This window comes from Neptuniibacter sp. 1_MG-2023 (assembly GCF_030547185.1).
Taxonomy (GTDB): Bacteria; Pseudomonadota; Gammaproteobacteria; order Pseudomonadales; family Balneatricaceae; genus Neptuniibacter.
In genome coordinates this window covers 309,759-328,897 of sequence record NZ_JAUOQR010000001.1, presented here as the reverse complement: position 1 = coordinate 328,897, position 19,139 = coordinate 309,759, and the positions used below count along the sequence as shown (strand labels likewise).

Sequence of the window (19,139 nt, the reverse complement as noted above, 5' to 3'; positions counted from 1 at the left end):
ACAGGTCTATTACCTAAAAAGGTGGTGCGTTTAGCGGCAAGCTGAAACTGATTCATAGTTAAAAATTGTCTTAAAATTTAATTTAAGCGCCAATAAATTATTTTAAAAAATAATCAAAACCTAATTTTGATAATTGCATGAATATTCAATATTTAAATTTGATATTTACGTGAATAATCAAATTTAGATTTTGATCTCTGCTAGATTATTCAAAAATTGATTTTGATTTGTTGTTAAAATATCAATATCAAATTTTGATTTTTAATATATTTTTAACCTGTTGAATAAGCAGTGTATATTTATTGTACGATTTTGTTTTATCTGTTTAGATTGCGCTAGTGTTTTGAAATATTTGAACTTTTTTCCTAATATATATTTTTGTTTGGCCGATAAGTAAAATAGAGTGAATTTATTGCGATGCTTTATAGATATAAAATAAAGAGTCAAAATATAAAAAAATTCATCGAAAATAGGTTGGTTTATTAATGGTAATAAGTGAAAATAAGGCAGCCTATAATTAATGTACGGCGTGTGAATATGGTAGCTAACTCAAATATGATTGTTGCACTCGATATTGGTACCTCCAAAGTGGTTTGTTTGGTTGGGGAAGTTAATGTCGACAGTACAATTGATATTGTTGGAATTGGATCCCATCCCTCAAAAGGTCTTAAAAAGGGGGTGGTGGTTAATATCGAGTCCACGGTGAGCTCTATTCAGCGTGCGGTCGAAGAAGCTGAATTGATGGCTGGCTGTAAAATCCACTCTGTTGCTGTTGGGATTGCGGGTAATCATATTAGTAGTTTGAACTCACATGGCATTGTTGCTGTGAGAGATGGTGAAGTAACCGAGTTTGATCTAGAGCGGGTAATTGATGCCGCACGGGCTGTTGCTATTCCTGCCGATCAAAAAATTCTACATATATTGCCACAAGAGTATGAGATCGATAGTTCAGAGGGTATTCGTGAGCCTTTAGGCATGTCCGGTGTACGTTTGGAAGCCAAAGTTCACTTAGTAACGGGTTCTGTCAATGCCGCTCAAAATATAGAGAAGTGCGTCCGCCGTTGTGGTCTGGAAGTGGACAATGTTGTTTTAGAACAGTTGGCATCTAGTTACTCCGTATTGACGGAAGACGAAAAAGAACTAGGTGTATGCATGGTAGATATTGGTGGCGGTACTTCTGATATCGCCATTTTTACGGGTGGTTCTATACGTCATACGGCAGTGATTCCGATTGCAGGGGATCAAGTTACTAATGATATTGCAATGGCGTTGCGCACGCCTATGCAGCATGCAGAAGATATAAAAATTAAGTACGCCTGTGCATTGGCTCAGTTAGCCGCACCGGATGAAATGATTAATGTTCCTGGTGTAGGTGATCGTCCGGCACGGACTTTATCTCGTCAATCATTAGCTGAAGTTGTAGAGCCTCGCTACGAAGAATTATTCAATATGATTCAAGCTGAGCTTCGACGCAGTGGTTTCGAAGAGTTAGTGGCTGCGGGCATTGTGTTGACGGGAGGCACATCCAAGATGGAGGGTGCTGTTGAATTGGCTGAAGAGATCTTTCATATGCCGGTTCGCTTAGCGTCTCCTCAAGGTACGCGAGGAATGGAAGATATTTTAGGTAATCCTGTTTATGCAACAAGTATGGGGTTACTGCAGTACGCCTATGATGATCAAGGCGGAGAGTCTGGCGCTCAATTAGCTGAGGTAGAAGTGATTGAGCAGCAAGCGAGTATGTTGAATAAAATGAAAACATGGTTTCAAGGTAATTTTTGAAACCCTGTTTATTAAACGGATGAATCATTAAATAAACGCTAAGTAATTAAAATAAGCGTAAAAACTGGAAGGAGATCGGTATGTTTGAGTTAGCGGATAATATTCCTCAAAGCGCCGTAATTAAAGTAATTGGTATTGGTGGTGGCGGCGGTAACGCTGTACAGCACATGGTTAATTCTGAAGTTGATGGTGTTGAGTTCATCTGTGCAAACACGGATGCGCAAGCATTAGATAACATGCACTCGAAAACAGTTATTCAGATCGGTGGTGAGTTGACCAAAGGTTTGGGTGCGGGTGCAAACCCTGAAGTAGGTCGTCATGCAGCGATTGAAGATCGTGAACGTATCGGCGAAATGCTGGAAGGAGCCGATATGGTTTTTATCACTGCCGGTATGGGTGGCGGTACAGGTACAGGTGCCGCACCTATTATTGCTGAAGTGGCCAAAGAGATGGGAATCTTAACGGTCGCTGTTGTGACAAAACCTTTTTCTTTTGAAGGCCGTAAACGCCTTAAAATTGCTGATGAAGGGATTAATGAGCTTAAAGAGAATGTAGATTCTCTTATCATTATTCCAAATGAAAAATTACTGCCAGTGCTAGGTAAAAATACTAGCCTGCTTAATGCCTTCAATACGTGTAATGATGTTTTGAAAGGTGCTGTACAAGGTATCGCTGATCTTATTATCCGTCCGGGTATGATCAACGTCGACTTTGCAGATGTCCGTACTGTTATGTCTGAAATGGGCATGGCGATGATGGGTAGCGGTAGTGGCCGTGGTGAAGATCGTGCAACAGAAGCGACTGAAGCTGCGATTAAAAGCCCCTTGCTTGAAGATGTGGACCTGAAGGGGGCGAGTGGTATTTTGGTTAATATCACCGCGGGTCTTGATCTTAGTTTGGGTGAGTTCTCAGAAGTGGGTAATATTGTTGAAGAATACGCTTCTGAGAACGCTACTATCGTTGTCGGTACAGTAATTGATCCAGAGTTGACTGATGAATTAACAGTCACTGTTGTTGCAACAGGTCTTGGACGTGCAGGCCAGCAACAGGTGGATGTGGTTAATACAGGTACTGGACGTGCTTCCGCTGTAGCTGCTGCTTCAGGCGCTGTTTCTGATTTTGATCAGCTGGAACTACCTGCGGTTATGCGTTCCGCACGCAAAGATAGCGCTCAAAGACAGAAAGCAGAACCGATTGAAATACATAGAGAGATAGAACAGGAACAGCCTGTTCTACAAAAGACAGGTACGGATGACATGGAGTTCTTAGATATTCCAGCATTCTTACGTCGTCAAGCGGACTAAGTTAATTAAGTCTACTTGATAGTTTTATACCTTCCAGGTATTACTTTGGCCCAGTTTTAAGCTGGGCTTTTTTTCTTCTCCTGTTAGTTAGCACTCCTCTTTTAATTTAATCCTCCAGTGACTTTAGAAAATATGATCGTTGTATCTAGGCATTAATCGATTTATTTTCTCTTTTCTTGCACCGTCTAATCCGTTTATTTTGCGACAAATACCCGAAGATCAAATGATCACTGAATTTTTCCGTTAAATACCTTGCGGATAGGGGAGTCTATGTTACAATTCGCGCCGCGTTGATGAGCAGCTTTATGCCGCACTCAATGCAGGATGGTCAGGTGTCCGAGTGGCCGAAGGAGCACGCCTGGAAAGCGTGTATACCGCAAGGTATCGAGGGTTCGAATCCCTCCCTGACCGCCATCTATTTAAAACGAAAAAGCCTTGCTTAGCGCAGGGCTTTTTTGTGTCTGCGATTTAGAGGGATGAGAACCCGAGAAGAGGGTTTGAGCCGAGCGAAGCGAGACAACGTGGGAGCCTGCGACCACGGCCCCGAAGGGGTGAAATAATCCCTCCCTGACCGCCATCTATTAAAACGAAAAAGCCTTGCTTAGCGCAGGGCTTTTTTGTGTCTAGCTCGTGGCGTTCGCTTTGGCTTCTCTTACTGTTTCAAGGTTTCTTCAAGTAGTTCTAGTCGATCTTGTCCCCAGAACTGTTCGCCATTAAGTAGATAAGAGGGAGCGCCTAACACACCGGCGTTAATGGCGTCATTGGTGTTGTTTGTGTAGATCTCTTCAATGGCTTGGGATTGTGCGCTAGCGAGTAGTACATCCGCATCAATATTGTGTGCCTTGAGTATCTCTCTGAGGGTGCTTTCATCGGCAATGTCTTTTTCGTGTTCCCAGCAGGCGGCTAAAATCTGGCCAATGACTGCTCCGGCTTCTGCCCCTGAGGCTTGAAGCGCAATAATGCACTTGTCAGCTAAAACGGGGCTGGTTGGGAAAAAGCTTGGCTGCTTGTTGATCGGCAGGCCACGTTTCTTCGCCCAACGTCCAAGTTCAATTAAGCGGTAGTCTAGTCTGCTTTTTGGGCGTTGCGGTAAGGGTGTTGCGCCGGATTCAGCAAAAACTTCACCTAGTTTGACGGGTTTGAAATTTACTTGTGCGCCAGCTTCTTTGGCTATCTTTAAAAAATCAGAATGACCTAGATAGGTAAAAGGTGAAATACTGGTGAAGTAGTAGTCGATTTCCATGCTGCAATATTCCTAAGGCTAAGTTGATTCGTGAGTCATATTGGTTATTTATCACAACTTCAGTGATTAGATTTATATAATAATGGATAAATTGTCTTGAAAAGTCTCTTTTGTATGACTTATAGTCCGGTATTGTTTGGCTTTTAGTAGGTATTAAATCCTCAATGAGTAAACCGGATCGTCTTTCTGCATTGATATCTCGCTTTGATTTGAGGGCAGATATTGTTAACGATTTAAGCGCTGCGAATCTATTTCTATTCGGCTGTGTTGAAAGCGGGGAGATTAGGCGTATAGAGTTTTGGCCTCTCAAGTCAGAAGTGGTTCACTCGACTAGGGATGAGCTGATTGTCGCAGCGTCAATTGATATGGGGGGCGAGGCGAACCCTCTTGTGCAGGCTCTACCTAAGAAGATCGTTTTAGCTGTTGATCAAGCGCGTTCAATTCAAGACCTTAGTCAGCTAATCTTGAGTGAGATTGTTGAGGCGCGTTGTGGCCGTGCAACGACTATCCAGCGTTTGTTTGAGGTCTTGGTCGTTATTTTATTAAGGCATGCGATTCAATCAGATATTGAGAAAACGGGGCTGATTGCTGGTTTGGCGGATGATCGGATTTGTAAGGCGATTGTGGCAATTCATGAGCGTCCTGAATTTGAATGGCATATCGAAGATCTTGCTGATATTGCTGGATTATCTAGAAGCCAATTTATGGAGTGTTTTAAAACCTGTGTTGGCCAGAATCCAGCTCAGTATCTTCGGGAGTGGCGCTTAGCTTTAGTGCGTAAAGATCTGGAAAGGGGTGAGCGTGTTAAGGCGGTTGCTTCCCGTTATGGCTACAGAAGTCAGGAAGCGCTTAGTCGAGCTTTTAGTAAGCACTTTCACTGTACGCCTTCGCAATACCGATTGCAGGCACGTTGAGTTTTAGTTGCGCTAAGGCTGTTAGATATTATTCTTAACGGCTTAAATTTAATTTGTTAAAACGTCTTAGGTTGTAGATTTATGTTTTCAGAAATTTTTTCCATTCTAGCGCCCGTCTTTGTCTGTGTAGCTATTGGCTATGGTTGGTCGAAGAGTGGTAAAGATTTTGATACCGGATTGGTGACATCTATAGTCACCTATTTTGGCACCCCTAGTTTAGTCTTTTATGCTTTAGCAACAGTGGAGTTGGAAATATCTCATTTATGGAAAATGGGCCTCTCTGCACTTATTGCCAATCTTTCTTTTGTTATGATTGGGGGGACTATCCTTGCCCTTCTTAAGCTACCTCACCGTGCTTTCCTACAGGCCTTGAGTTGGCCTAATGTGGGTAACGTGGGCCTGCCCCTTTGCTTGCTTGCTTTTGGGGATGAGGGGTTGGCTTTAGCGATTGCATTTTTCACTGTGTATGTAGTGTTGCAGCTAACTGTTGGGGTTGCTTTTGTTTCTGGTAAATTCACGTTAATGTCTCTGCTGAAGATGCCTATTATCCCTGCCACCTTATTGGCGTCTGTGTTTTTATTTACCGGTCTTACTGTGCCTAAATGGTTATTTAATACAACGAAGTTGATTGGTGATCTAACAATACCTTTGATGTTGTTTACACTGGGGGTTTCCCTTGCCAGTCTTAAAATTAGAGGCCTGAAAACGGCCTTTGGCTTGTCTTTTTTAAGATTAGGAATGGGCGTTGGTGTTGGACTAGGTATTGTCTGGGGAATGGGGCTAAGTGGCGCCGCTGCAGGCGTAGTTATTCTACAGTGCTCTCTGCCTGCTGCTGTCTTTAGTTATCTGTTTGCGCAGCTCTATGATCAAAGGCCACAAGAGGTGGCTGGGTTGGTTATTGTATCGACCTTTATGGGCTTTGCTTCACTGCCAATGTTACTTTGGTATGTGCTGTAAAAATCCTCTACCTATATAGATAGAGGGTTTAGTGGAGGTTTTGTGCCCCTCGGTGTCTGTGATGGGGCTGACTGCACCTTAACTAGACCTTAGGTTTTAGCTTTAAAACTTGGTCGATGTCAGAGGCGTTATGCCGATTGGCTAGATTTTCCCAAGGCTCTCCCCAGGTTCTATTGACGATTCGACCCCGTTGAACGGCAGGACGTTGTGAAATCTCTTCAGCCCAGCGTTTTACATGTTGGTAGCTATCTACCTCGAGAAATTCCCCCGCATCATATTGCTTGCCGAGTACAAGATTACCGTACCAAGGCCAAATGGCTATATCTGCAATGGTGTAGCTGTCTCCTGCGATAAACTTGTTGTCCGCTAGTTGCTTGTCGAGCAGATCGAGTTGACGTTTCACTTCCATAGTGAAACGGTTGATAGGGTATTCAAACTTTTCTGGCGCATAAGCGTAAAAGTGACCGAATCCGCCGCCAAGGTAAGGGGCTGAACCTTGTAACCAGAAGAGCCAATTAAGTACTTCTGTACGCTCTGTTACATTCTTGGATAGCAGCTTGCCAAATTTCTCTGCGAGGTATAACAGAATCGCTCCAGATTCGAACACTCTAGTGGAAGAGTTGCTTTCTGAGTGATCCATTAATGCAGGGATTTTTGAGTTAGGGTTTACGGCGACAAAGCCAGAGGAAAACTGATCCCCTTCACCAATATTGATTAGGTGAGCATCATATTCTGCATCGGTGACGCCTAAAGCTAATAGCTCTTCAAGCATGATGGTCACTTTCTGGCCGTTGGGTGTAGCTATTGAATAAAGCTGAAAAGGGTGCTCGCCTATGGGGAGTTCTGCAGAATGTGTAGCGCCAGACACAGGGCGATTGACTTTAGCCCAAGTTCCGCCGCTTTCTTCATCAAACTGCCAAACTTTTGGTGGCGTATATGTATTTGTCATATTAATTTTACTGAGGAGTTATGAAGCATTATTTTTTAAATTAAGCGTCTATTTCTTCGCTTAACTCGACTAAATCTTTGACGATTAGGTCAGGTTCAATATCCCAAGGGTCAAAGATCTTTCCTGCGTCTCGTTTTATCCACGCGGCTTTTAAGCCAGCGGCTTTCCCGCCAATCACATCCCAAGGATTGCTAGACACCATCCAGCTATTTTCTGTGTTGGCTTGGGTACGTTTCATTAAATATTGATAGACCTGAGGATTCGGTTTATAGGTATTTAGGTCATCTACGCTGATAACATGGTCTAAAAGGGGTAATACGGATGCATTGTTAAGTAGTTTGCGAACAGCGATTTCCGGGCCATTGGAAAAAGCAGATAACAGGTGTTTTTTTTCCTGCAGTTTAATTAGGCCGGGAATAACATCATCAAAGGCTTTAAGGTTTGCAAACTCGCTTACTAAATGGCGTTGCTCATCTTCAGTTAATGCGATATTAAAGGTGGCCATGCAGTAGCGTAATGCTTGTAACGTACAAACACTAAAGTCTTCGTACTGTTGCATTAAAGCACGACGGAAGGCGTACTCTACTTTCTTATCATGCCATAGCTGACCAAAGGCTTTTGCCTTAGTGCCGATGAGTTGCTCTAAGTGTTGGCCCATATCAACAGGGTCAACAAGGGTTCCATAAACATCAAAACCGATTGATTGTTGTATCATGCCTGTCCCACCTTTTAAGAGCATTCCACAGACTGCTTTTGTGAAATACTCTGAATGAATCGACTAGGTTTAATTATCGCTGTTAAACAAAGGCTTTGAACATTTCGTCAACGGGTGTTTTAGCGATATGGTTAGTGTAGTTGCTGATAACTTTCTGTGATAAGCCGAGCAGGATGCCAAGGATGTGCTTTTGCTCATAACCCGCAGTATAGAATTTTTCTAGCTCTTCAGTAGTTAAGTGGCCGCGGTTACGTAGGATTGAAAGCGTAGTTTCATGGAGTACTTGCAGTTTATCTGTAGGCATTTTTGTCTGATTTCTTAATGCTTGATCTACCGCAGGATCAACTTTCATCATATCAGCAATCATGCTGTGGGCAGGAACACAATATGCGCAATCATGTTCTACATTAATGGTTTGCCAAACGACAGTTAGTTCTGCTGCATCAAAAGCTGTTTGTTGAAATAGGTCATGTAAACGTTGGTAAGCTTCGAGTGTTGCTGGATCTTCACCAAGAACTGCATGTAAGTTGGGAATCATGCCAAAGTTTTTTAATGATGTTTCATAAAGAGCTTTGCTGCCTTCAGGCGCGGATTCCATGGTGTGCAGGGTAAAGGTTTTCATATGATCTCCAGAAAAGGTACTCATTAAAAAATAGTGCGTAATTGCATTTATTTTTTTGTGGTTAATGTTATTGAACGATTGTTCATTTTTCTAGCTTAGCTGGACTTGAATGAATGTTCAAGTTAAAATTTGAACAAATGTTCAGCTGGTGATGAAAGACGATGGTTAATCAAATAAAGCATGATAGGGAAGTGGTGATTCAGAAAGCTACTAACTTGTTTTGGGAAAAAGGCTTTCATGCCACATCTATGCGGAATCTACAGGATCATATAGATATGCGACCTGGCAGTATCTATGCCGCTTTTGGTAGTAAAGAGGGTTTGTTTAAAGAGGCGTTAAAGTGCTATACAGATGCTAATATTCGACATATGCAAAAGTGCCAAGAGCAAACCTCCTCACCACTAGAAGCACTTAAGTTGTTTATTAGATCGATTGTTAAGCGGCAGCAAGATGATGCACCCAGTGAAGTGTGTATGTTGGTTAAAACTGTGTCAGAGCTTACTGAAGATAATGCTGAGCTTTTAGCTGAATCTAAACGTCTGTTAAATATGATGGAGGATGGTCTGGAAGCTGTGATTATTTGTGCTCAGGACGCAGGTGAGATTAGTTCCTCAAGCGATACTCGTCGTTTGGCACAGTTTTTACAGATTCAATTGATAGGGCTTCGCGCCTATATACGGACAAATAAAGATAATCCGTGTATCGATCAGTTAATAGAAGATACCTTTCTGCGTTTGCATTAAATTCGCCAGCATCTTGCGATCTTATTTTTTTGTACAGAATTCTGCACATTAGCCTTATACCTATTTATCTGTCGGTTTTTGTAGTCCTCCTCTCGAAGTAGGTGTAGATTTGGCCGTTTTTGTATAGGTTAATTTTATTTATGTGATAAGGGTCATGATTAAGTCAGACTTATGGCTGTTTTTTATGTTTCATTAATCTACACTTATCCTACTTGTTCTCGTTAAGTGATAAATATGCAAAAACGGAATTTTCTACAGGGACTATTTACTGCTTGTTTTATCTTTTTGCTCACGTTACTTAATGGTTGTTCTAGTTCTAAAGATCCATTGGTTGTTGCTACTCATGTTTGGCCCGGTTATACGTTTATGTATCTCGCTGATCAATTGGGCTGGGTGGATACTGCACAGATAAGGTTTCAAGATACTTATTCTGCCAGTGAGTCACTGGAATTAATCAAAGAAGGTAAAGTCGAAGCTGCGACTTTAACGTTTGATGAAGTGATACGAGCTAGGTCAGAAGGGATCGAACTCACAGTTGTCGCTATCTTAGATATATCGGCTGGCGCGGATCAAGTTATTTCGCGTACAAGGTTATCTAAACTCTCCGATATAAAAGGTAAACGCATTGGTGTTGAAACCTCAGCAGTAGGTGCGGTTGTATTAAGCCATCTATTAGATCAAGCCGGGCTCACTAAAGATGATATTACCGTTGTGGATATCACTATAGATGATCAAGAGACTGCTTGGCTGGACGGAAAAGTTGATTGCGTTATCACTTACGAACCTGTGGCCAGAAAGTTAATTATGGCGGGCGGGTTTAAACTCTTTGATAGCCGATCAATGCCGGAAATAATTTTAGATGTTTTGGCGGTAAAAACAGAAGCTTTACATAAGCGAAAGCAAATTACCCATCTGATTGATGCACATTTTAGGGCGCTGCGTCATTTTGATGTACAGCGAGAAGATGCTCTATACCGTATGGCTCCTCGTTTAGGAATGGAGCCGGATTTAATTCCTTTTTTGTTCGAAGGCTTACTTCTACCCAACCGATCGAATAACCAGCGCTTAATGAAAGGAACCCCATCAGAACTCGATCGAGTAGGCGGGGAGATAGTACAGGTTATGACGCAATCAGCCTTGATTAAGGAACCTGTGAATATTAAGAACCTTGTTGATCCGAGCTTTGTTAGCCTATGAAAAATAGATTATCGAGGTGCTTATTAGGATTCTGTATAGCTGTTTGTTGCTATAGTCCTGGATTGTCAGCAATGGTTTCCGATGAAATTACTATTGGTGTGCTTGCTGTTAGAGATAAAGCAGTTATTAACCAACGGTGGGATTCACTGGCCAACCTTTTAAATAGTAAGAACCCAAACTATTCATTTAAGATCAAAGCTTTTTATTTTGATGAATTAGAGCGGGCAGTATCAAATCGCAGTGTCGCTTATGTATTGGCGAACCCCAGTTTTTATATGTACCTGCAAGAGCGTTATGGGCTTTCCTCTCCTATTTTGACTATGGTAAATAAAACAGGGGAGCAGTTTATTAAATCCTTTGGTGGCGTTATTTTCACTAAAGCGGATAACGCTTCAATCACCAATCTAGAGAGTTTACAGAATAAAAAAGTGGCTATTGTTAGCTCTTTTTCTTTGGGCGGATATCAGATGCAAGCCTTTGCATTGGAGAGTCAGCTCGAAGGTTTGCATGATAGTCTCGAACTCGTTGAATTAGGTATGCCCCATGATCAAGTTGTAAAAAAAGTTCTGTCGGGTGATGTGGATGCAGGGTTTGTGAGAACGGGAGTGTTAGAGCAGATGGTCACGGAAGGAGATCTGTTACTCGAGCAAGTTAAGATCGTTAATCAGCAGTCTTTAATGTCGTTCCCTTTACTATCATCAACAACGCTTTATCCTGAATGGCCTTTTGCTGCATTACCTTATACTGATAATGAGGTAACAAAATATGTAGTTGCAGAGTTGCTGAAGCTAACGCCAGATGATGCGTACTCGGTAGCTATGAATATCGGTGGTTTTGATATACCTGCGAACTATTCGAGCATCACTCATCTATTGCGTACACAGCGTTTCCCGCCTTTTGATCATGATTTACCTATCTCCCTGTTAGATGTTTGGGAGCAGTACAAGTTGTCTATAGTACTGGCTATTGCTTTACTCTTTTCATTAATTATGGGTTATCTCTTTTTATTGCGTAGTAACCAAAAATTGGCGGATATACAAAATGAGTTAGCTATTGAGCGAAGCATGTTAGAAGAAATGATTTGGGCTACGCATGTCGGTACGTGGACTTGGAACTTTGAAATTGAGCAGGTGCAATTTAATGATCGCTGGGCTGATCTGCTCGGTTATACATTAGCAGAGTTAATGCCCGTTACCTTTGATACGTGGCGTAGTTTAGTTCATCCCGATGATTTACCACTTGTGGAAACTGCTTTGCAAAATCATTTAGATGGCGTGACTGCTTACTATCAGCATGAATTAAGGATGAAGCATAAAAGCGGCAAGTGGGTTTGGGTCTTAACGCAGGGTAAAGTGGTGGAGAGAGATAAAGCAGGAACCCCATTAAGGGTCTCTGGGATTCATCTAGATATTAATTCCCGTAAAAATTTGGAAGCCGAAAAAGATGCTCATCGGCAGCAGCTAGAAATTTTAGCGACTAAAGATAGCTTAACTCATTTATATAATCGCCGTAGCTTTGTAGAGTTTGGCGAGGCGCTTTTTGAGCAAGCTAAGAAAAGTAATCAGTCATTAAGCTTTTTAATGATTGATGCTGATTATTTTAAACGAATTAATGATCAATATGGACATCATGCAGGTGATCAAGTATTAAAAAGTATGGCCGCATTTCTAGAGAGAAATATACGCCAAGGTGATCTGTTAGCTCGTTTAGGTGGCGAAGAGTTTGGTATCTTGATGCCGAAGACTGAAAGAAATACAGCATTGATGATTGCGAACCGGATTTCAGAACTAGCAAAATTTGAAGTGGTTGATATAGAGGCTGAGAAACTTCATTTTAGTTTAAGCATTGGTGTAGCCGAGTTAGATGATGATATTCAGACTTTGAGCCAATTGATGGCCGAGGCAGATAGGGCGTTGTACGAAGTGAAAGCATCAGGTCGCGGGTTTGCTAAAGCTCTTACAAAGTGACGCCTATCTATAATCTGTTTGGATGCCTTAGTTATTTTCTATCTGAGCGAGCTTGTCGCATTTAATCCGTAATAATGTATCAATGAGCTCTGTTGTCGTTGCAGGGGTTTTGAGTTTTAGGCAGCGCTCAATGACTGCGCCACTAATGGCATCCTGTTCTAAAGGCCTACCTTTTTCTAAATCGACCAGCATCGATGTTTTAATCGCATTAAAATTACTGATCAGTGTGAACATTTCATCCACATCTACTTTTGTTAGGGTCACATTGTCATAACTTGCTGCTTGAGCGGCTTCCTCCATCATTTTGTAAACGGTTCGGCCTAAATGAGGTTCTGATGTTATCTGTTGGGTATTTAATTCCGTTAGGGCAGATAGCGGATTAACACCGTTGTTGATTAGGAGTTTTCGCCAGAGCTCGCGACGGATGTCATCACTGACTTGAATATCAATATCAGCCGCACTAAACATCTCATATAGTGTGTTTAATAAAGCTGTATCTGTCGGCTTTTGAGTGTTCGGCCATTGCCCGAATATAATTTGTGCAATACCGTCAGCCTCTACTGTTCCCGGTTGGGTAATATGTCCACCTATTCTAACGGCTAAACCCCCTAGCGTTCTTTTTTGGCCAATAACGGCGGCTATTTGCGCTTCATTATCTACACCGTTTTGTAGGGATAGAATAGGGCAGCTGCCTTGTTTTAACCAAGAGGCCATTTCATCCATGACAGCTGCAGTGGCTGTGCTTTTAAGGCAGAGGATGATGAGATCGAAGTCATTGCATTGATATTTATCAGACCACTCTGCCTGACTTAGTGCATTCACAGGACCCTGGAAATTGATAGATGAATGCTGCAATCTAAGTCCTTTAGTTTGCATTGCTTCCAGGTGTTCGCTTCGTGCAATAAAAGTAACCTGATGACCGGCGTTAAGTAGCTTTACTCCGTAGTAGCAACCAATTCCGCCTGCGCCCCAAATTGCAACTTTCATGAACTATCCTTAAAAATATGACTTGTGTTCTATGGTTAATCTCACTACTTAGCACACTGCACTGTGCTTATATTCAAGTGGTGAGGCTCTCATTTTCTTGATTTTACCGTCTGTTTTTTGATGTAACAGAGATACAAGCTAGATCGGCATTATCCTGTAGATGGAGGGTATGGGCTAGCTTGAATGTAAAATTAAATTGTAGAGTCCATTGGTAATATATGTACAGTTAAACGCCCCTTTTAACATAGTTAAAGAGAATAATGGGTAATTTTTCGGTTATAAATTGAGTCATGAAATGAAAGCGAGTAATGTCAATATTAGAGCCGTTAACCTGCTGTTTTCTGTTCGTTATTTATCTATTGATCCTTTAGATAGAGTTACTTTTTAGATCGTAGGATTGTTTGATGAACAACAAAGTGTGCATATCTATGACTTCGTATCAATTATTTGATGTTTTAGGCTCTTGAATGAATGAAATAGAAAAAAAAGAAGATCTTGAAGGGTTTGTATCTCAACTTAATACCCCAGAAGAGAGCCCGTCCGTTGTTTTTGATAATGCGGTTGAACAGCTAGTACCCACTGAAATCAGTTTATTACTGGAATCGCTACCTATTGAAAGCCGTTGTGCACGTTGGCAACAAGTTCCCGATGAGCAAAAAACTTCAGTGCTCTTGGGTATGCGTTATCAGGCGCGGGATTCTATTCTTTTAACACTAGATGAAAGCACTTTAGATCTTATTTTAAGGTCGTTAGATGCTGAGAGTCTGATTGAGTTATCAGATAACCTAACTGAAGAGCTGATTGAAAAAGCATTCGGTTATTTAGATTCCAAACAGAAAAGTTGGTATCAAGGTGCGGCGGAATTTGATGAAAAGCATATAGGTCGTTATGCCGATCATCATATAGTGACTATTCCGCCGAATGCAAAAACAAGAGATGCGATCAGAGCTTTAAAGAGAGGAACGACGGAACTTTTTGATCAGGTCTTTGTAGTTGATAAGCAGGGGCTGTTTCTAGGGGTTATCCCTGTCTCTGTATTGCTTAAAGAGAAAGATCCAATACGGATGGTGCGAGGGATGATTGAAACAGTGTCGAGTCCCGTGCTTGGGAGTGATCCATTAATGACCGCAGCCGAAACTTTAGAGCATTCGGGCGAATATTCCTTACCCATTGTTGATAATGATGGGCGGCTTGTGGGGTGTATTACACAAGCTATAGCTTTGTGGATTACAAGGGAGCATTTCGAATCACAATTTATGGCCAAAGTTGGTCTTAATGAATCTGCTGATCTATTTGTTCCTGTTTTTAAAGGGGCACGGCAACGCGCTGTTTGGTTAGGATTAAACTTACTAACAGCATTTTTAGCATCGTGGACTATAGGTTTATTTGAAGCAGTACTGAGCCAAGTGGTGGCCTTAGCTGTATTGATGCCGGTTGTTGCGTCTATGGGAGGGATTGCCGGTAGTCAGACATTGACGCTTATTATTAGGGGGTTAGCGACTAAGCAGGTGACATTTAGAAATTCATGGTTATTGAGTAAGCAAGAGCTAGGTATCGCCTTGTTTAATGGCGTGGGTTGGGCGGTTGTTATTGGCTTGGTGACTTGGTATTGGTTTGATAGTGGCGTTATTGGCTTGGTTATAGGTATTGCTGTTATGGCAAATATTATGGTGGCGGCGCTATCGGGTGTTTATATTCCTTTGATTTTGGATAAATTAAAGTTTGATCCTGCTTTGTCAGGTGCTGTGGTGTTAACAACAGTAACCGATGTTGTAGGTTTTGTGACGTTCTTGGGGTTAGGAACTCTGTTGATTCTTTAGTTGGATAGAAAATGTATATAATTGATCAGCCTGCTCAGCAAGAATTAAATCTAGAAGAAAAACAGTGGTATTCCATGGCGCTGGGAGATCTGACACTCTTTTTACAACAAAATGGCAATGAGCTTCTTACGGCAGTAAATTATCAAAGCCGAGATAAGCCAGCCTTACGTGAAGCCCTACGAAAAATAGACGACTTACCTCAAGAGGTTAAGGTCGGAGAACGTCTCTATAGTGGTCCAGAGGAGGAATCCGTTTATATCGAGCTACAACTAGCGGATAAACCTTATCAAGTGAATGCTGATACGCCCATTAAATTAGGCCCTAAAGGGCGGGTAGTGTTGTATGTTAGTACATCCTTATGGGTACAGTTAAAAACTATAGATACGCAAAAAGTGATGACGGAATACCCTGCAGTTATACCGCGTATGAGTTGGGTCGGTAGCAGTTCCATAGAAGGTGCGTTGTGTTACAGCACAAAAACTGCAGCACCGTCTGAATTAAGCCAAGTGAGCCGTAAAGAGCACCGTGCAATTACCGCGTTGGAAATTGTTAATGATAGTAGCCATTCCCCATTAACCATTCAGCGCTTATCACTACCTTTAAATATGTTGAGTCTATTTTATTCAGAATCCGCAGGGTTCTGGACTGAATCGATTAGATTTCGAATGGATGCTGAAACGGGTGAAACCGTTATAGTTACGTCACAAAAACCACCGGATGAACTGGGTGGATGTGAAAAAATATCCACGGCTAGAGATTCAAAACAATCCAGTAGGCTTCGTACAGCTATGAAGTTGATAATGGGATAAATGATGCCTGAATTTTTACAAAGCGTTGCCCTTGTTTCTTGGTTTAGGGCCATACTGTTTATTGTTGTTGGTTTTATTATTGCCAAGCTAGCTTCACGTCTGTTTCGTAAGTTGAGCGATAATAAATTAAGTACCCATCACCAGCTATTGGGCAGTATGTTAATTTTTTATCTACTGTTTATGCTCTTTTTCCTATCAGGTTTAAAAGAGCTGGGCTTTAGCATGAGTGTGTTGCTGGGTGCGGCGGGGGTTTTATCTGTTGCTGTAGGTTTTGCATCACAAACATCAGCGTCTAATTTAATTAGTGGCTTGTTTTTGATCGCTGAAAAACCTTTTGAAGTGGGCGATGTCTTGACGTTGAATGAGTTTACGGGGGAGGTCATAGCGATTGACCTGCTGTCTATAAAGCTTAGAACTTTTGATAATGTAATGATTCGTGTGCCTAATGAAACATTAATTAAAACTACCTTTGTAAACCTTTCACGCTTTCCTATACGTCGTGTAGATCTTGTTATTGGTATTGCTTACAACGAAGATATAGAAGCGGCAAGAACTGTTTTACTTGAGGCTGCACTGCATCATCCTCGTGCATTGGTTAATCCAGATCCTTTCTGTATTGTAACTATGTTTAATGCCTCATCAGTGGATTTGCAACTGTCAGTGTGGGTAGTACGAGCCGAGCTAAAAGATGCGAAAAGTGAACTCTTAATCGCGTGTAAAAAGGCATTAGATACGGCAGGTATTGAGATACCTTTCCCTCATACCAGTGTTTATGTGGGAGAGCATACTAAGCCATTGCCGATCCAGTTAGTGCAAGCTGCTGAGCAACACAAAGAATCAAATACTAAGTAATTAGTTAATTTAAGGGATATCAGATGGATAATGTCGTATTCCAGATTTCCAAACTTATAAACCGGGTTAGTAATGAAGTCGACCCTGAAAAGCAGATCAAGCTGATTGTAGATTCCATTAGCGATCTCTTCTCTATCGATGTATGTAGTTTGTATCTGTTAAATGAAAAACGTGAACCGACGCTTTTTGCCACTCATGGTTTGAAAGCTGATCACCCTATCTCGCTTGGTGAGGGTAAAGGTCTGATTGGGCGAGTGATCACATCTAAACACTTAATTAACGTGGCCAATGCCTCTACAGAAAAAGGCTACGAATTTATACCGAGTACAGGCGAGCAAGCTTTTAAAAGTTACTGTGGCGTCCCTTTAGTAAGACAAGGTGAAAGTGTTGGTGGTTTAGTTGTACAAAACAGGCGAGCAGAAAAGCTGTCTGAAGATTATGAAGCACTTTTAGTCACGCTTGCCGCTCACTTAGCGGCAATTGTGCCTAATGTCATGCGTTTAAAAAAAGGCAGAAAACAATTAAATTTCCGCATTGAGGGTGTGAAAGGGGCTCCAGGTATTGCTGTGGCCCCAGTGTATACACTTTCCTCAGCGAGTTTAGATCAGATTCAGGCGGGTCAGTGTGATAATGTCGAAGCGGAATTAGCACGCTGGAAATCGCTTAAAGAGGAGGTTGTTCTTAGTTTAAATGAAGAGAAAGCTCTGCTAGGTCAGAGCTTAGGTGATGGCAGTATTTCCGGTATTTTTGATGCTTATCAAATGCTACTGCTAGATCCCGCTTTAAATGTGTTGATTGAGTCTGAAGTAACGTCCGGTGCTAATATTTTAACGGCACTGAAGCGCGCTCTGTATTCCTATGCCGATTCATTTAGGGCTATGGAAGATTCTTATTTAGCCGCGAGGGCTGATGATCTCCTCCATTTAGGTAATAAAATCCTCAATATTTATAACGGTCCTGTTGATAGTCATGTAAAAGATTTACCGAAAACGCCTATTATTTTATTGGGTTCTGATATCAGTGTGACTGATATAGCCACATTCCCGACTGGTATTGTTGCCGGTATTGTGTGTATGAACGGCTCCTATCTATCACATACGGCTGTGCTTGCTAATGCCTTGGGTATCCCTGCGGTGCTTGGGATTGGGCGAAATAACCATTTCGTTCAAGGGGAGCGAATTGTACTCGATGCGGATAACGCCTGTGTTATTCAAAATCCAAGTAAAGCTATCTGTAATGAGTATCGCAGAGCGGGTAAAAAGAACAGTAAAGAGGTTGAGCAACTCAAGCAGCTTAAAGAGTTACCAGCACAGACAGTCGATGGCGTGAAAATAAAGCTAATGGCTAACAGTGGCTTAGTTAATGATATTAAACCCAGTGTGGCGAGCGGTGCCGAAGGCATAGGTTTATATCGTACTGAAATACCTTTTATGACGTGCCAAGCGTTTCCTACAGAAGATGAGCAGATACAGATCTATTCGCAGATATTTGCCGCTTTTCCGTCAAACCCTATCTATATGCGTGTGCTTGATATAGGAGGAGATAAACAACTCCCATACTTCCCTATACAGGATGAGATGAACCCTGCCTTAGGCTGGAGAGGGATTCGTTTTGGATTGGATAATGCCCACCTTTTACTGACTCAAATTCGCTCCATGCTACTCTCTGCGGGAACGGAGGGGCAGTTAAATATATTGATACCTATGGTGTCTGCTAAAGAGCAAATTCAGTCCTTCAAAAAACTGGTTTGTAATGCTTTAGAGCAGCTGGAGGAGGAGGGCTTTAGCGTTAATCCACCCAAAGTCGGCTGTATGATTGAGGTGCCCGCGGCTATATCACAGATCCCTTTTTGGGCTGAAGAACTAGATTTTGTCTCAATTGGTTCCAATGATCTTAGTCAGTATCTACTCTCAGTGGACCGTAATAATGCGCGAGTGGCGAGTCTTTATGACCCCCTACATCCAGCCGTTGTACATGAGGTTAATCGAGCGGTTCAAAACGCTAGAGAAGCTGGTTTAGCTATTAGTTTGTGTGGGGAACTTGCTTCTGAACCTTTAGCTGTTGTGTTATTGGTTGGCATGGGCCTTTCAACGTTGAGTCTTGGTGCGGCTTATCTGCCTAAAATTAAAAAGCTTATTAGGATGATTGATAGTAAGGATGCGCATGCTGTTTTACAAAAAGCTCTTAAACTCCACACTACGCAAGAGATACGCGCGTGTGTTAAAGAGTATATGGAAACAATAGGTTGGGAGTAGGCTAGGCGTTTTTATCCGGTTGTTAA

At 41.9% G+C, this 19,139-nt stretch carries 16 protein-coding genes, 1 tRNA gene and 1 other RNA gene; 13 read left to right on the top strand and 5 right to left on the bottom strand.

All coding sequences use genetic code 11. The annotated features are described in order from the left end of the window. Nucleotides 1-537 precede the first annotated feature (537 nt). The 4 genes from ftsA to Q4492_RS01525 all read left to right on the top strand — a co-directional run bounded on the left by ftsA (nt 538) and on the right by Q4492_RS01525 (nt 3,660). On the top strand, nt 538-1,779 hold the full coding sequence (ftsA, locus tag Q4492_RS01540; protein ID WP_303415499.1) for a cell division protein FtsA: 1,242 nt from the start codon (nt 538-540) through the stop codon (nt 1,777-1,779). A gap of 80 nt (nt 1,780-1,859) precedes the next feature. Beyond that, the gene (gene ftsZ / locus Q4492_RS01535; protein WP_303415498.1) at nt 1,860-3,083 is read left to right on the top strand and encodes a cell division protein FtsZ; all 1,224 of its coding nucleotides are present in this window, start codon (nt 1,860-1,862) and stop codon (nt 3,081-3,083) included. Nucleotides 3,084-3,409: 326 nt separating this feature from the next. Then, nucleotides 3,410-3,497, top strand: a tRNA-Ser gene (locus tag Q4492_RS01530). 41 nt (nt 3,498-3,538) lie between these two features. Then, nucleotides 3,539-3,660: non-coding RNA, RtT sRNA (locus tag Q4492_RS01525), on the top strand. 75 nt (nt 3,661-3,735) lie between these two features. Here Q4492_RS01525 and Q4492_RS01520 read toward each other — a convergent pair. Beyond that, a complete protein-coding gene (locus tag Q4492_RS01520) occupies nt 3,736-4,326 on the bottom strand; it encodes a 2-hydroxychromene-2-carboxylate isomerase (protein ID WP_303415497.1) in 591 nt (196 codons plus the stop codon). Nucleotides 4,327-4,490: 164 nt separating this feature from the next. Here Q4492_RS01520 and Q4492_RS01515 point away from each other — a divergent pair, with 164 nt between their 5' ends. Both Q4492_RS01515 and Q4492_RS01510 read left to right on the top strand, forming a co-directional pair. Further along, on the top strand, nt 4,491-5,240 hold the full coding sequence (locus tag Q4492_RS01515; protein WP_303415496.1) for an AraC family transcriptional regulator: 750 nt from the start codon (nt 4,491-4,493) through the stop codon (nt 5,238-5,240). A gap of 81 nt (nt 5,241-5,321) precedes the next feature. Further along, nucleotides 5,322-6,197 carry an AEC family transporter gene (locus tag Q4492_RS01510; protein ID WP_303415495.1) on the top strand — a complete coding sequence of 292 codons (876 nt, stop codon included), beginning with the start codon at nt 5,322-5,324 and terminating at the stop codon, nt 6,195-6,197. 82 nt (nt 6,198-6,279) lie between these two features. Here Q4492_RS01510 and yghU read toward each other — a convergent pair whose 3' ends face one another. The 3 genes from yghU to Q4492_RS01495 form a co-directional block, all read right to left on the bottom strand. Then, nucleotides 6,280-7,146, bottom strand: coding sequence for a glutathione-dependent disulfide-bond oxidoreductase (yghU, locus tag Q4492_RS01505; protein WP_303415494.1), 867 nt, complete (start codon nt 7,144-7,146; stop codon nt 6,280-6,282). 40 nt (nt 7,147-7,186) lie between these two features. Continuing rightward, a complete protein-coding gene (locus tag Q4492_RS01500) occupies nt 7,187-7,861 on the bottom strand; it encodes a haloacid dehalogenase type II (protein WP_303415493.1) in 675 nt (224 codons plus the stop codon). An 82-nt stretch (nt 7,862-7,943) separates the two neighbouring features. Further along, a complete protein-coding gene (locus tag Q4492_RS01495; protein ID WP_303415492.1) occupies nt 7,944-8,483 on the bottom strand; it encodes a carboxymuconolactone decarboxylase family protein in 540 nt (179 codons plus the stop codon). A gap of 161 nt (nt 8,484-8,644) precedes the next feature. Between Q4492_RS01495 and Q4492_RS01490 the strand changes: the two genes are divergently transcribed. From Q4492_RS01490 to Q4492_RS01480, 3 genes are all read left to right on the top strand, one after another. After that, the gene (locus Q4492_RS01490; RefSeq protein ID WP_303415491.1) at nt 8,645-9,226 is read left to right on the top strand and encodes a TetR/AcrR family transcriptional regulator; all 582 of its coding nucleotides are present in this window, start codon (nt 8,645-8,647) and stop codon (nt 9,224-9,226) included. A 234-nt stretch (nt 9,227-9,460) separates the two neighbouring features. Further along, entirely contained in the window at nt 9,461-10,423 is a 963-nt protein-coding gene (locus tag Q4492_RS01485) for an ABC transporter substrate-binding protein (RefSeq protein WP_303415490.1), read from the top strand. 71 nt (nt 10,424-10,494) lie between these two features. After that, nucleotides 10,495-12,390, top strand: coding sequence for a diguanylate cyclase (locus tag Q4492_RS01480; RefSeq protein WP_303415489.1), 1,896 nt, complete (start codon nt 10,495-10,497; stop codon nt 12,388-12,390). Between the two features lie 27 nt (nt 12,391-12,417). On the opposite strand, the gene Q4492_RS01475 is transcribed toward Q4492_RS01480, so the two are convergent. Further along, a complete protein-coding gene (locus Q4492_RS01475) occupies nt 12,418-13,377 on the bottom strand; it encodes a ketopantoate reductase family protein (RefSeq protein ID WP_303415488.1) in 960 nt (319 codons plus the stop codon). A 467-nt stretch (nt 13,378-13,844) separates the two neighbouring features. Between Q4492_RS01475 and Q4492_RS01470 the strand changes: the two genes are divergently transcribed. Genes Q4492_RS01470 through ptsP form a run of 4 tightly spaced genes read left to right on the top strand, consistent with a single transcriptional unit; the run spans nt 13,845 to nt 19,113 of the window. Next, on the top strand, nt 13,845-15,197 hold the full coding sequence (locus Q4492_RS01470) for a magnesium transporter (RefSeq protein WP_303415487.1): 1,353 nt from the start codon (nt 13,845-13,847) through the stop codon (nt 15,195-15,197). Nucleotides 15,198-15,208: 11 nt separating this feature from the next. Next, nucleotides 15,209-16,006, top strand: a complete 798-nt coding sequence (locus Q4492_RS01465) for a hypothetical protein (RefSeq protein ID WP_303415486.1) — start codon at nt 15,209-15,211, stop codon at nt 16,004-16,006. Nucleotides 16,007-16,009: 3 nt separating this feature from the next. Then, complete coding sequence (locus tag Q4492_RS01460; RefSeq protein WP_303415485.1) at nt 16,010-16,858, top strand: mechanosensitive ion channel family protein; 849 nt, start codon at nt 16,010-16,012, stop codon at nt 16,856-16,858. 23 nt (nt 16,859-16,881) lie between these two features. Next, on the top strand, nt 16,882-19,113 hold the full coding sequence (ptsP, locus tag Q4492_RS01455) for a phosphoenolpyruvate--protein phosphotransferase (protein WP_303415484.1): 2,232 nt from the start codon (nt 16,882-16,884) through the stop codon (nt 19,111-19,113). The last annotated feature ends 26 nt before the right edge of the window (nt 19,114-19,139 follow it).